The 12,984-nt window shown below is 71.1% G+C and carries 11 protein-coding genes; 7 read left to right on the forward strand and 4 right to left on the reverse strand.

From position 1 onward, the window contains the following. Positions 1-91: 91 nt before the first annotated feature. From pheS to OOK40_RS09840, 5 genes are all read left to right on the forward strand, one after another. Positions 92-1,219 (forward strand): phenylalanine--tRNA ligase subunit alpha, encoded by a 1,128-nt coding sequence (gene pheS, locus OOK40_RS09820; RefSeq protein ID WP_266478383.1) that lies wholly within the window; start codon positions 92-94, stop codon positions 1,217-1,219. After that, positions 1,219-3,732: a phenylalanine--tRNA ligase subunit beta gene (gene pheT, locus OOK40_RS09825; RefSeq protein ID WP_266478386.1), complete on the forward strand. Its 2,514-nt coding sequence runs from the start codon at positions 1,219-1,221 to the stop codon at positions 3,730-3,732. Before pheS ends, pheT begins: the two co-directional genes overlap by 1 nt. Positions 3,733-3,910: 178 nt before the next feature. Continuing rightward, entirely contained in the window at positions 3,911-5,023 is a 1,113-nt protein-coding gene (locus OOK40_RS09830; protein ID WP_266478388.1) for a PP2C family protein-serine/threonine phosphatase, read from the forward strand. Positions 5,024-5,318: 295 nt separating this feature from the next. Beyond that, the gene (locus OOK40_RS09835) at positions 5,319-6,659 is read left to right on the forward strand and encodes a transcriptional regulator (protein ID WP_266478391.1); all 1,341 of its coding nucleotides are present in this window, start codon (positions 5,319-5,321) and stop codon (positions 6,657-6,659) included. A gap of 51 nt (positions 6,660-6,710) precedes the next feature. Further along, entirely contained in the window at positions 6,711-7,241 is a 531-nt protein-coding gene (locus OOK40_RS09840) for an NUDIX hydrolase (protein WP_266478394.1), read from the forward strand. A 57-nt stretch (positions 7,242-7,298) separates the two neighbouring features. Here the strand turns inward: OOK40_RS09840 and OOK40_RS09845 are convergent, their stop codons facing one another. After that, on the reverse strand, positions 7,299-7,556 hold the full coding sequence (locus tag OOK40_RS09845) for a hypothetical protein (protein ID WP_266478397.1): 258 nt from the start codon (positions 7,554-7,556) through the stop codon (positions 7,299-7,301). Positions 7,557-7,688: 132 nt separating this feature from the next. Further along, positions 7,689-8,549, reverse strand: coding sequence for a 3-hydroxybutyryl-CoA dehydrogenase (locus tag OOK40_RS09850; protein ID WP_266478400.1), 861 nt, complete (start codon positions 8,547-8,549; stop codon positions 7,689-7,691). Between the two features lie 388 nt (positions 8,550-8,937). Between OOK40_RS09850 and OOK40_RS09855 the strand changes: the two genes are divergently transcribed. Then, a complete protein-coding gene (locus tag OOK40_RS09855; protein WP_266478402.1) occupies positions 8,938-10,200 on the forward strand; it encodes a glycoside hydrolase family 10 protein in 1,263 nt (420 codons plus the stop codon). 1 nt (position 10,201) lies between these two features. On the opposite strand, the gene OOK40_RS09860 is transcribed toward OOK40_RS09855, so the two are convergent. Both OOK40_RS09860 and OOK40_RS09865 read right to left on the reverse strand, forming a co-directional pair. Continuing rightward, positions 10,202-10,393: a DUF1918 domain-containing protein gene (locus OOK40_RS09860; protein WP_266478405.1), complete on the reverse strand. Its 192-nt coding sequence runs from the start codon at positions 10,391-10,393 to the stop codon at positions 10,202-10,204. A gap of 101 nt (positions 10,394-10,494) precedes the next feature. Continuing rightward, positions 10,495-11,466 carry a DMT family transporter gene (locus OOK40_RS09865; protein ID WP_266478408.1) on the reverse strand — a complete coding sequence of 324 codons (972 nt, stop codon included), beginning with the start codon at positions 11,464-11,466 and terminating at the stop codon, positions 10,495-10,497. On the opposite strand from OOK40_RS09865, the gene OOK40_RS09870 reads away from it, so the two are divergent. Next, positions 11,465-12,964, forward strand: a complete 1,500-nt coding sequence (locus tag OOK40_RS09870; RefSeq protein ID WP_266478411.1) for a PLP-dependent aminotransferase family protein — start codon at positions 11,465-11,467, stop codon at positions 12,962-12,964. The genes OOK40_RS09865 and OOK40_RS09870 overlap by 2 nt on opposite strands. The last annotated feature ends 20 nt before the right edge of the window (positions 12,965-12,984 follow it).

Raw genomic sequence — 12,984 nt, forward strand, 5'->3', positions numbered from 1 at the left:
TTAGACTCGGCCTTTGGCACCTTTACGTCCTCGGTCCGTCCCAGGTCGACGAGCGGGGGCCCCAGCCAGCCCATCGGAAGTACGGGAAGAGATGTCCGCACCCAATAAGTCGTACGACCCTGTTGAGGTCGAGGCACTGAAACCGGAAGCGATCGAGCGCATGCGGGACGAGGCGCTCGCCGCCTTCGCCGCAGCGGGCGACCTCGAAGAGCTCGCCCACGCGAAGGTCGCGCACACCGGCGGTGCCTCGCCGCTCGCGCTCGCCAACCGGGAGATCGGCGCGCTGCCGCCGCAGGCCAAGGCCGAGGCCGGCAAGCGCGTGGGCCAGGCCCGCGGCGCCGTGAGCAAGGCGCTGGCCACCCGCCAGGCCGAGCTCGAGGCCGAGCGCGACGCCCGGGTGCTCGTCGAGGAGGCAGTCGATGTCACGCTGCCCCACGACCGTGTCCCGGCCGGCGCCCGCCACCCGCTGACCACGCTCATGGAACGGCTCGAGGACATCTTCGTATCCATGGGATACGAGGTTGCCGAGGGCCCCGAGGTCGAGGCGGAGTGGTTCAACTTCGACGCCCTGAACTTCGTGCCCGACCACCCGGCCCGGCAGATGCAGGACACCTTCTTCGTCCAGGGCCCCAAGGGCACCGTCGACGACGAGTCCGGCATCGTGCTGCGTACGCACACCTCCCCGGTGCAGGCCCGCACGCTGCTCGACCGCGAGCCGCCGGTCTATGTCGTCGTACCGGGCCGCGTGTACCGCACCGACGAGCTGGACGCGACGCACACCCCGGTCTTCCACCAGATCGAGCTGCTCGCCGTCGACGAGGGCCTGACCATGGCCGACCTCAAGGGCACCCTGGACCACATGGTCCAGGCGCTCTTCGGCCGGGACATGAAGACGCGGCTGCGCCCGAACTTCTTCCCCTTCACCGAGCCGTCCGCCGAGATGGACATGGTCTGCTACGTGTGCCGTGGCGAGTCCGTCGGCAACCCGGACCGGCCCTGCCGCACCTGCGGCAGCGAGGGCTGGATCGAGCTCGGCGGCTGCGGCATGGTCAACCCCAAGGTGCTCATCGCCTGCGGCGTCGACCCCCAGAAGTACAGCGGATTCGCCTTCGGGTTCGGCATCGAGCGGATGCTGATGTTCCGCCACAACGTCGAAGACATGCGAGACATGGTCGAGGGTGACGTCCGGTTCACCCGGCCGTTCGGGATGGAGATCTGATGCGGGTCCCGCTTTCTTGGCTGCGGGAGTACGTCGACCTGCCGGCCACGGAGACCGGCCGTGACGTCCAGGCCAAGCTCGTTGCCGCCGGCCTCGAGGTCGAGACCGTCGAGCAGCTCGGCGGCGGGCTCAAAGGCCCCCTCGTCGTCGGCAAGGTCCTCACCATCGAGGAACTGACAGAGTTCAAGAAGCCCATCCGCTTCTGCACCGTCGACGTCGGCCAGGCCAACGGCACCGGCGACCCGCAGGAGATCGTCTGCGGCGCGCGCAACTTCTCCGTCGGCGACAAGGTCGTCGTGGTCCTGCCGGGCGCCGTGCTGCCCGGCGACTTCGCGATCGCCGCGCGCAAGACGTACGGCAAGACCTCGCACGGCATGATCTGCTCCGGCGACGAGCTCGGAATGGGCGACGACGGCAGCGGCGGCATCATCGTGCTGCCGCCCGAGTACGAGGTCGGCACCGACGCCATCGAGCTGCTCGAGCTGGTCGACGAGGTCCTCGACATCGCGGTCACGCCCGACCGCGGCTACTGCCTCTCGATGCGCGGAGTCGCCCGCGAGACCGCCATCGCCTACGGCCTGCCGCTGCGCGACCCGGCGCTCCTCGACGTCCCCGCCCCGAACTCGTACGGCTATGTGGTGAAGGTCGCCGACCCCATCGGCTGCGACCGCTTCACCGCGCGCACCGTCGTCGGCCTGGAGCCCGAGGCCCGCTCCCCGATCTGGCTGCAGCGCAGGCTGCAGAAGGCCGGAATGCGCCCGATCTCGCTCGCCGTCGACGTCACCAACTACGTGATGCTGGAGCTCGGCCAGCCGCTGCACGCCTACGACCGCGCCCGTCTCGACGGGCCGATCGGGGTGCGCCGCGCCGAGCCCGGCGAGAAGCTCACCACCCTCGACGGCGCCCAGCGGGTGCTGGACGCCGAGGACCTGGTGATCACCGACAACCGTGGGCCGATCGGTCTCGCGGGCGTCATGGGCGGCGCCAACACCGAGATCGCCGACCACGACGACGAAGCCGGTGCCACCACCGGGGTCGTCATCGAGGCCGCGCACTTCGACGCGATCTCCATCGCCCGTACCGCGCGCCGGCACAAGCTGGCCTCCGAGGCGTCCAAGCGCTTCGAGCGCGGCGTCGACCCGCAGGCCGCGGCCGCCGCTGCCCAGCGGACCGTCGACCTGCTGGTGCTGCTCGCGGGCGCCACCGCCGAGGCCGGGGTCACCGAGATCGTCGCCCCGTCCGCGCCCCGCACGATCACCATGCCGGCGGACCACCCCGACCGTGTGGCGGGTGTCCGCTACGGCCGCGAGACCGTCGTACGCCGCCTCCAGGAGGTCGGCTGCGACGTCTACGGACAGGACGAGCTGGTCGTCACCGTCCCGTCCTGGCGTCCCGACCTCGCCGAGCCGAACGACCTGGCCGAGGAAGTCATCCGTCTCGAGGGGTACGAGAACCTCCCCTCGACGCTGCCCAAGCCCCCCTCGGGCCGCGGGCTCACCGAACGGCAGCGGCTCTACCGCCGCGTCGGCCGGGCGCTGGCCGGTGCCGGTTATGTCGAGGCGCTGAACTACCCGTTCATCGGCGAGCAGGTCCTCGACCAGCTCGACATCCCGGCGGACGACGAGAGCCGCCGACTGGTCAAGCTGGTCAACCCGCTCTCCGACGAGGAGCCCGCGCTGCGCACGACGCTGCTGCCCGGGCTGCTCGGCGCGCTGCGCCGCAACGACGGCCGCGGCAGCCACGACCTGGCGCTCTTCGAGACCGGCCTGGTCTTCCGGGCTCCCGAGGAGGAGGGCATCGCGGTCCGGCTGCCGGTCCACCGCCGTCCGACCGACGAGGAGATCGCCGGTCTGAGCGGAGTGCTGCCCGTGCAGCCGCGCCATGTCGCGGTCGTGCTCGCCGGTGCCCGCGAGCAGGCCGGCTGGTGGGGCAAGGGCCGCCCGGCCGACTGGGCCGACGCGGTCGAGTCCGCCCGCGCGGTCGCCCGCGAGGCCGGGGCCGAACTGATCGTCCGCCAGGGGCAGTACGGTCCGTGGCACCCGGGCCGCTGCGCCGAGCTGGCCGTGGTGATCGACGGAGTGGAGCAGACCGTCGGTTACGCCGGTGAGCTTCACCCGCGCGTGGTCAAGGCGCTGCATCTGCCCGCGCGCAGCTGTGCGATGGAGCTGAACCTGGACCTGTTGGAGCGTTCCTCCCAGGGCGCCCTCCAGGCACCGCGGATCTCCACCTTCCCGGTGGCGACCCAGGACGTCGCGCTGGTCGTGGACCACAAGGTTCCGGCCGCCGAGGTCGAGCGGGTGCTGAGGGAGGGCGCGGGTGAACTGCTCGAGTCCATCCGGCTGTTCGACGTCTTCACCGGTGAGCAGATCGGCGAGGGCAGGAAGTCGCTGGCGTACGCGCTGCGGTTCCGTGCCGGGGACCGGACGCTCACGGTCGAGGAGGCATCGGCCGCCCGTGACGCCGCCGTGGCGCTGGCCGCCGAGCGCACCGGGGCGGTCCTGCGCGGAGCCTGACCGCGTGTGATCTGCCGTACCGCCTGATGAGGGGCTCACCCGGACCACCGGGTGAGCCCCTCACTCATTCGGGTGAGAACGCGGGGTGACGTTCCCGCGGGGCTCGATTGATCGACAGAATCGACGCGGCCGCGGGGGCCTGCCTGCGCGCCGGAGGGCCTACGAGGGGACCATCCGCATGATCCGTTTCAGGTCTGGGGGTCCCTTGCGGACCCCGCGGCGGGCGAAGGCAGCGCACGCCGGCGGCTCACGGATCAGACGACTGCTGCCTCTGCTGCTTCCCGCCGCGTGGGGCGGCGCCGCCCTGATCTGGAGGGTCGCCTGGCCGCCGGACCAGCCGGAGAGTCTTGTCCGGCGGATCGTCACCGCTGTCGTCTTCTTCGCCGTGGGCACCGGTTTTGTGCTGGGCATCCACCGGGAGCTGAGCCGCGAGCTCAGACGGGTGCGCGAAGTCGCCCATGCCGCACAGCGGGTGCTGCTGCGGCCGCTGCCACCGCGCCTGGACGGTCTGGCGCTCGCCGCCGGGCAGCTTTCGGTGAGCCGCGGCGCCGCGGTCGGCGGTGATCTGTACGAGGCAGTGGCCACGGAGTACGGCGTACGGATCGTCATCGGCGATGTGCGGGGGCATGGCCTGGCCGCGATAGGAGCGGTCGCCGCGGTGCTCGGCAGCTTTCGGGAGGCCGCCCACGACGAGCCCGAACTGGGCGGTGTGCTTCGCCGGTTGGACCGGGCGGTCCAGCGGCATCTGCGGGAGCGTGGCAGGGACGAGCATCCGGCGGCCGGCGGAGGTGAGCCCGACTGCCCGTCCGCGGAGGAGTTCGTCACCGTACTGCTGCTGGAGATCGGTCCCGACGGCAGCCTGGTGGCTCTCAACTGCGGTCACCCCTGGCCCTATCGGTTCGGCTGCCACGGGGTGTCGCCGCTCGCCTGTGTGGATCCGCTGCCACCCGTTGGCCTGTTTCCGCTGCCCGCCGAGCTGCCCGTGCACCGGTGTGCGCGGCTGCTTCCCGGTGAGGCGCTGTTCCTGCACACGGACGGGGCGGCGGACGCCCGTGACGCGTCGGGGAAGTTCTTCGCTCTGGAAGCCGTGCTCGCCGAGGCGGCGCTCGGCTCGCCGGTCTCGCCCGCCGCCGTGATCACCACCGTTCACTCGCAGTTGCTGCGGCACACGCGTGGGCGGCTCGCCGACGATGTGGCGCTGCTGGTGCTGCGCAATGACCGCTCCCGGGTGCCGGCGCAGTGCGGGGACGCCACACTGCGCCGTACCCGGCCGGAACCCTCCAATCGCTAGCCGTCACCTGCAGCCATGTGCAGCTTCGGCAACCAAGGGATTGCCGTGCGGCCGGCGCCGCCCGCCCTGCCGCGGAGTGTCGGGCAGATCAGCAGGGCAGACGACGCGATCGAGGGCCGCCGCACTGTACGAGGGGGAGCCGGCGGCCCGGCCGCCTCTGTGAGAGGCATTTCAGTCAACCGGGGTGTGCGGTACGGCGGCAGAGCGCGCGAGGCACAGATCGGGGCACTTGGTTCACACCCCGTGCGAATCCCCCTCCACTACGCTGAGGCCACCGAGCCACCGGAGTTGCCCCATGCAGCCCAACACACTGCTCGACGCCCTGCTCGACGAGGCGGGTATCTCCAACGCGGGCCTCGCCGCCCGCGTCAATCAGGCGGGCCGGGCACGAGGCCTGTCGCTGCGCTACGAACACACGGCCGTGGCACGCTGGTTGAAGGGCCAGCGTCCGCGCGGCCAGGTGCCCGACCTGATCTGTGAGGTCCTCGCTGGCCGGCTGCACCGGGCCATAACGCTCGGCGACATCGGTCTCGGCGGGCCCGGCGAGCTGGTCACACCGCCCGGCTCGCCGCTGTGCGGCTTCGTGGAGCGCGCCACCGCACTGTGGCGCTGCGACGAACAGCAGCGGCCGCACATCATCGAGGCGCCCGCCGTCACCGGCACCCCCGCCGTGATGCCCGTATGGGAGTGGGAAAACCCGCCGGAGGACTCCGACGTCTCGCGCTCCGGGCAGACCCGCGTCAGCATGGCCGACATCAAGATGCTGCGGGCCGCACGGGCACACTACGAGCTGATGTACCGCAAGGCGGGCGGCATAGCGACCCGTGCCCGCATCGTCGGCTTTCTCAACGCCGAGACCGCGCCGCTGCTGCGGGGCGGCTACAGCGACGAGCTGGGCCGCCAACTGCACCGGGCGACGGGCGGTCTGGTGGCGGTGGCCGGTATCTGCGCGTACGACTCCGACGCACACGGTCTCGCCCAGCGCTACTTCCATCAGGCGCTGCGGCTGGCAAAGGCCAGCGGGGACAGGGGACTTGGCGCGTACGTCATCGCGCTGCTGGTCAACCAGTCGCTGTTCATGGCCGAGCACCGGCAGGCGGTGGCCTTCGCGGAGGCGGCCCTGCGGGCGGCCGGGCAGCAAATCACCCCGGCGCTGGCCGCCGATCTGTACGCGATGCAGGCCAAGGCGTACGCGCATCTCGGTGACGGCAGCAGCGCGCTGCGGTGTATCCGGCGGGCCGAGCTGGAGGCGGAACGGATCCGTCCGGGGTATGAGCCGGACGAGACGGGCTATGTCCAGCCGGGCCTGGTGAACGTCCAGGTCGCGGAGGCCCTGCTGAGTCTCGGTGATCTCCCGGCCGCGCGCGAGCACGCCACGGCCGCCGTCGACACCCCCGCGCACGACCGCGGCCGGGTCCACCGGCTCGCCATGCTCAGCCAGATCGAGCTGCGCCAGGGCGAGGTGGACCGGGCGGCGAACACGGCCGCGGAGATGGTGGAGCGGGCGAGGGGGATGGAGTCGCAGCGTCTGAGGGACCGGTTGCGCGCGGTGCGGGAGCATCTCGTGGCGAGCGGTTGCACCAACGCGGACGAGGCGGCCGAACTCATCGACGGGGCACTGCGAGTTCCCCTCTGACCTAGCTCCTGCTGCGATATTGCCATCTACTTGTCGGAAGGTGGCAGAAAAGTGCAGTGGACGAACTTAAGCGAACAAACTGTGTATGAAAACCGCTGGTTCAGGGTCAACCTGGCAGACGTCGTACTCCCCGACGGCCGGCACCTGGACCACTTCCTCATTCGGCTCCGCCCGGTCGCCGTCGCGACCGCGGTCAACCGGGCCAACGAGGTGCTGATGCTCTGGCGGCACCGCTTCATCACCAACAGCTGGGGCTGGGAGCTCGCCGCGGGGGTCGTCGAGGACGGCGAGGACATCGAGGCCGCGGCCGCCCGGGAGATGGAGGAGGAGACGGGCTGGCGCCCGGGCCCCCTCCAGCACCTGATGACCGTCGAGCCGTCCAACGGCCTCACCGACGCCCGGCACCATCTCTACTGGTCCGAGGATGCGACGTACATCGGGCACCCCGAGGACGACTTCGAGTCCTCGCGCCGCGAGTGGATACCGCTCAAGCTGGTCCCGGACATGATCGCCCGGGGTGAGGTCCCGGCCGCCAACATGGCGGCCGGGCTGCTGATGCTCCACCATCTGCGGCTCGGCTGACGGTCTCGGACGGCCGGCCCCGGCGGATCGCCCCGGACGGCGTGCCCCGGCTGCCTGCTACTGGCCGAGCGCCTGCCAGACCGCCACCGCCAGCGCTCCGAGCGCGGTCAGCGCGGCCACGGCGGGCAGCGGCCACCTGGCGTGCTCGAGTGCCCCGACGCGCGCGGCCAGATCGGTGAGATCGCGGTCGATCTGGTCGTTGCGCTGTGCGAGCAGTGCCAGATGCCCGTCGATACGGGCGAGGCCGACGTCGAGGCAGCGGCGTAACTCGGCGAACTCCTCGACGACCACTAAATGATCAGGGTCGGTGGTCACGGATTCAACTCCAATTCGGAAGGTTGTACAGCGGACCCTTGGCTGAGCGGAACCGAGTCAACTCTCCCTGACAGGAGGGCGGGAGCGTGTGCGCACGGCATATGCGGGCACGCCCCGCACACTCCGTGTGAATCAGGAGTACGGATAGAACCCGGAGCCCGTCTTGCGGCCGAGGCGACCCGCGTCCACCATCCGCTGCAGCAGCGGGGGAGCGGCGTACAGCGGCTCCTTGAACTCCGCGTACATCGAGTCGGCGACCGAGGCCACGGTGTCCAGACCGATCAGGTCGGAGAGCTTGAGCGGACCCATCGGGTGGGCGCAGCCCAGCTCCATGCCGTTGTCGATGTCCTCGCGGCTGGCGATGCCCGACTCGAACATCCGGATCGCGGACAGCAGATACGGGATGAGCAGGGCGTTCACCACGAAGCCCGAGCGGTCCTGGGCGCGGATCGGGTGCTTGTCGAGCACCTGCTGCACCACGGCCTCGGAGCGCTTGATCGTCTCCTCGGAGGTGGTGAGTGCCGGGATCAGCTCGACGAGCTTCTGGACCGGGGCCGGGTTGAAGAAGTGGATGCCGATGACCTGGTCCGGGCGGGAGGTCGCGACGGCCAGCTTCACCAGCGGGATGGAGGAGGTGTTGGAGGCGAGGATCGCGTCCTGCCGGGTCACCACCTGGTCGAGCACCTGGAAGATCTCGGTCTTGACCTGCTCGTTCTCCACGACGGCCTCGATGACGAGATCACGGTCGGCGAACTCCCCCAGGTCGGTGGTGAAGCTGAGGCGCTCCAGGGTCGAGTCGCGCTCCTCCTCAGTGATCTTGCCGCGTTCGGCGGCCTTCGAGAGGGAGTTGTAGAGGCGGGTGCGACCGATCTCCAGGGCCTCGCCCGTGGTCTCGGCGACCTTCACATCGAGGCCGCTGCGGGCGCACACCTCCGCGATGCCTGCGCCCATCTGGCCGCAGCCGACCACTCCGACGCGTGCAATGTCGGCCATTGAGTCCGTCACCTCGTGCCTTTCGCTGATTCGTGCGGCGAGTCCCCCGTGTGATTCCGGTGGCCGCCTCGACCCCCCGACGTTACTCCGGATGTATGCGTGGACGACGGCTAGGGGGTGCCCTTCGGATCAGGCCGGATCAGGGAGCGGCCCGGCGCGGAGCGGCTGATGTCACTGCGGTGCGTGCAGCTGCAAGGCGGAGGATGGAGCCCACGCGGAGCGTCGGCGACTGACGCAACGCGGCGTGGGGGCACCTCCCGTGCCCGAAGGGCTACGGGGGAGTGCGTGCCAGGGCACGCGAGCCCGGCATGGTCCGAAGGGAACCCCCTGGGGGGCGGGCATGCTGTGCGGATACGAACGTCGGCAGCGAGGGAGCTGAGGGCGCCATATGGGGCGGATCGGGAGAAGAGGGTTCGTGATGACGGCGGCCGGAGCCATGGCCGCACTGGCGACAGCAGGGGACGCGACTCCTGGGGACGCGGCAGCGCAGTCCGCGGCTCAAGCGTCGAGGCGGGGTGCGACGGCCCGGGAGTTCCGCGGCATGTGGATCGCGACCGTCGCCAACCGTGACTGGCCCTCCGCGTCCGGCCTCACCCCGGACCGGCAGCGCGCCGAACTCTGCGCCCATCTCGACACCGCGGTCGCCCGGAAGCTGAACGTCGTCGTCCTCCAGGTCAGGCCCACCGCGGACGCCCTGTGGCCGTCACCGTACGAGCCCTGGACGCAGTACCTCACCGGATCACAGGGGCGAGACCCCGGCTGGGACCCGCTCGGCACAGCCGTGGCCGAGGCTCACCGGCGCGATCTTCGACTGCACGCCTGGTTCAATCCCTACCGCGTCGCCGTGCACACCGATCCGTCACGGCTGGTCGAGAGCCACCCGGCCCGGGTGCACCCGGAGTGGGTCCTTCCGTACGGCGGGAAGCTGTACTACAACCCCGGCATTCCCGAGGTCCGCCGCTTCGTCCAGGACGCGATGATGGACGCCGTCCGCCGCTACGACATCGACGGCGTGCACTTCGACGACTACTTCTACCCCTATCCGGTCACCGGCCAGGTCTTCGACGACGACGCGACTTACGCACGCTACGGCGCCGGATTCCCCGACAAGGCCGCCTGGCGGCGCGACAACACCGACCGGCTGGTGCGCGAGATGGCCGACCGGATCAAGAAGTACAAGAGGGGCATCCCCTTCGGGATCAGTCCCTTCGGGGTGTGGCGCAATGCCGCCACCGATCCGCTCGGCTCGGACACCGCGGCGGGCGTGCAGACCTACGACGATCTGCACGCCGACACCCGCAAGTGGGTCAAGAAGGGCTGGATCGACTACGTCGTCCCGCAGATCTACTGGAACATCGGGTTCCCGGTGGCCGATTACGCCCGGCTGCTCCCCTGGTGGAACGACGTCGTACGGGACACGGACGTCGATCTCTACGCCGGTGAAGCCCTCTACAAGGCGGGTGACCCCGCCCAGCCCGCGCCCTGGCAGGACCCGGCCGAGCTCTCACGCCATCTCACGCTGGCTCGCGGGTACGAAGGAGTGCGCGGGCACTGCTTCTTCGCGGCGAAGGAGGTCAGGACGGACCGGATCGGGGCGATGGCCAGGGTGGTGGCCGATCACTATCCGACCAGGGTGCGTCCGCCGGACTGAGTCAGCTCTGCTCGTGGTGGCGTACGACGGTGTCGGGGCCCGGGGACAGCAGAGCCTCGTGGCCGTCGTCGAAGCGCACCCGGTACGGGGGGCTGCCTTTCTGCCCCAGTACCTCGACGACTTCGGCGGTCTTGTCGTGCTGTCCCACGATTCTGCCGTGGACCAGCAGTGTGTCGCCCACGTTCGCTTGCATCGGGAGTGACCTCCTCGAAGGCGGTGGTCCGTGTTTCGAGTCTAAGGCCGGGGCCGGGAGTTGCACCCCCGAGGCGCTCGGTCGATCCCGGCGCCCGGTCGTCAGCTGCGGGCCCGCTGGGTGACCGCGATGCAGACCAGGACCGCGACGGCCGCGACAGGTGCGGCGGGGGAGAGCCGCTCGCCCAGCAGGGACACCGACCAGACCAGGGTGAGCAGCGGCTGCGCGAGCTGGAGCTGGCTGGCCTTGGCGATGCCGATCGAGGCCATGCCCCGGTACCAGACGTACAGACCGAAAAAGGTTGAGCCTGCCGCCACCCAGGCGAGTCCGATCACGCCGTGCGCGGTGAGCCGGACCGGCTCGACGGACAGGGCGATGGCCGAGCCCGCCAGGCTCAGCGGGAGGCAGAGGATGAGTGCCCAGCCGACCACGTGCCAGCCCGGCATCCGGCCCGCCAGCCTGCCGCCCTCGGTGTAGCCGGCCGCGCAGACCAGCAGCGCGCCGAAGAGATACAGATCGCCCCTCTGCAGCACGCCGCCGCTCTGCTGCACGGTGAAGGCGATGACCACGGCCGCGCCGGCCAGCGCCGCCAGCCAGAAGGTGCGCGAGGGGTGGCGGCCGGTACGCAGCGCGGCGCAGGCGGCGGTCGTCAGCGGCAGCAGGCCGACGACCACGGCGGCATGCGAGGTGGTGGAGGTCTGCAGGGCCAGCGTGGTCAGCAGCGGAAAGCCGACGACCACACCGCCCGCCACCACGGCGAGACCCGCCCAGTGGCGCGACTCGGGCAGGGGGACGCGCAGCGCCAGCAGAAAGCCGCCCGCGACGACGGCCGCCAGGACGCAGCGTACGGCGACGAGCGACCAGGGGCCGAAGCTCTCCAGGCCCCAGACGGTGGACGGGAAGGTGAGCGAGAACGCGACGACGCCCAGTGCGGCGAGGACTGTGCCGCTGCGTCCCGCGGCGGGGCTTCGGTGCTGAGATGCGAGGGCGTCGGCGCGATCTGCCGTGGCGCCTTGCGCCGGTCCGGCGACCGCTATCGAGGTGCGTGCAGTAGCGCTATCCTGTGCCTTCATGAATGAGCGTAGCAGTGTCACGGAACTCGCGAACTCCCTGAAGCGTGAGCTCGACCGCTACTCATCAGGAGAGAAGCTGCCGTCGAGCCGGGCTCTGGTCGAGAGGTACCGCGTCTCCCCGGTGACCGTCTCACGCGCGATCGCCCAGCTCGCTGCCGAGGGTCTGGTCGTCACCCGCCCCGGCGCGGGAGCCTTCCGGGCGCAGCCCCGCACCGGCACCGGTCCCGCGCCCGGGGACACCTCCTGGCAGGAGGTCACCCTCAGTGCGGACGCGACGACCGAGCTGGTGCCGCGTGCCGTGGACGCCTCCGGAGTCCTCGCGACGCTCGCCGCTCCGGCGCCTGGCGTCGTGGAGTTCAACGGCGGCTATCTGCACCACACCCTCCAGCCGGAACGGGCCATGGCCGCCGCACTGGCCCGGGCCGGACGGCGGCCCGGCGCCTGGGGTCGGCCGCCCACCGACGGGCTGCCCGAGCTGCGCGAATGGTTCGCCCGCGGCCTCGGCGAAAGCAGCGGCGCGGCCGATGTGCTGATCACGGCCGGCGGCCAGTCGGCGCTGACCACCGCCCTGCGCGCGCTGGCCCCGCCCGGCGCCCCCGTCCTGGTCGAGTCACCCACCTACCCGGGCATGCTGGCGATCGCCCGCGCCGCCGGGCTGCGGCCGGTGCCCGTCCCGGTGGACGCCCAGGGGGTGCGCACGGACCTGCTCGCCGCCGCCTTCAAGGCCACCGGCGCCCGCGTCTTCGTCTGCCAGCCGCTCTTCCAGAACCCGACCGGTGCGGTGCTCGCGCCCGAGCGCCGCGGCGAGGTGCTGCGCATCGCCCGCGAGTCCGGTGCCTTTGTCGTCGAGGACGACTTCGCCCGCCGACTGGTCCACGAGGACGCGGGCCCGCTGCCCGGTCCGCTGGCTTCGGACGATCACGACGGAGTCGTCGTCCATGTCAGCTCCCTCACCAAAGCGACCTCGCCCAGCCTGCGGGTGGGCATGCTGGCGGCCCGCGGTCCGGTTCTGGAACGGCTGCGTGCCATCCATGTCGTCGACACCTTCTTCGTGCCCCGCCCGCTCCAGGAAGCAGCTCTGGAGCTGGTCGGCTCACCCGCCTGGAATCGCCATCTGCGTGCCGTGGCCGCCGAGTTGAAGGCCCGACGTGACACCATGTCAGCCGCCCTGAGCCTCTGCCTGCCCGAACTCGCCCTCCCGCACATCCCGTCCGGCGGCTACCACCTCTGGCTGCGGCTCCCCGACGGCACGGACGAGGCGGCCCTGCTCTCCGCCGCCCTGCGCGCGGGCGTCGCCATCGCCACCGGCCGTCCCTACTTCTGCGCCGAACCCCCGGCCGGTCATGTGCGGTTGAGTTTCGCGGGTGTGGCGGGCCCGGCCGAGATTGCCGAGGGCGTCCGAAGACTGCGCGCCGCCTGCGACGAGGTGCTCGGCCGACGGGCCGTCAGCGGCGACCCGGCAGAGCAGCCGCACCCCCCGGAAAACCGACGGTCCTGAACCGGCGAGACCCCCGCCAG

The sequence above is a fragment of the Streptomyces sp. NBC_01481 genome, from assembly GCF_026339995.1.
Lineage (GTDB): Bacteria > Actinomycetota > Actinomycetes > Streptomycetales > Streptomycetaceae > Streptomyces.

Bases quoted from the DNA above. Each gene is read 5' to 3' on its own strand.
- pheS (WP_266478383.1), top strand. From the start codon at position 92: ATGTCCGCACCCAATAAGTCGTACGACCCTGTTGAGGTCGAGGCACTG.
- pheT (WP_266478386.1), top strand. From the start codon at position 1,219: ATGCGGGTCCCGCTTTCTTGGCTGCGGGAGTACGTCGACCTGCCGGCC.
- OOK40_RS09830 (WP_266478388.1), top strand. From the start codon at position 3,911: ATGATCCGTTTCAGGTCTGGGGGTCCCTTGCGGACCCCGCGGCGGGCG.
- OOK40_RS09835 (WP_266478391.1), top strand. From the start codon at position 5,319: ATGCAGCCCAACACACTGCTCGACGCCCTGCTCGACGAGGCGGGTATC.
- OOK40_RS09850 (WP_266478400.1), bottom strand. From the start codon at position 8,549: ATGGCCGACATTGCACGCGTCGGAGTGGTCGGCTGCGGCCAGATGGGC.
- OOK40_RS09855 (WP_266478402.1), top strand. From the start codon at position 8,938: ATGGGGCGGATCGGGAGAAGAGGGTTCGTGATGACGGCGGCCGGAGCC.
- OOK40_RS09860 (WP_266478405.1), bottom strand. From the start codon at position 10,393: ATGCAAGCGAACGTGGGCGACACACTGCTGGTCCACGGCAGAATCGTG.
- OOK40_RS09870 (WP_266478411.1), top strand. From the start codon at position 11,465: ATGAATGAGCGTAGCAGTGTCACGGAACTCGCGAACTCCCTGAAGCGT.
- OOK40_RS09865 (WP_266478408.1), bottom strand. From the start codon at position 11,466: ATGAAGGCACAGGATAGCGCTACTGCACGCACCTCGATAGCGGTCGCC.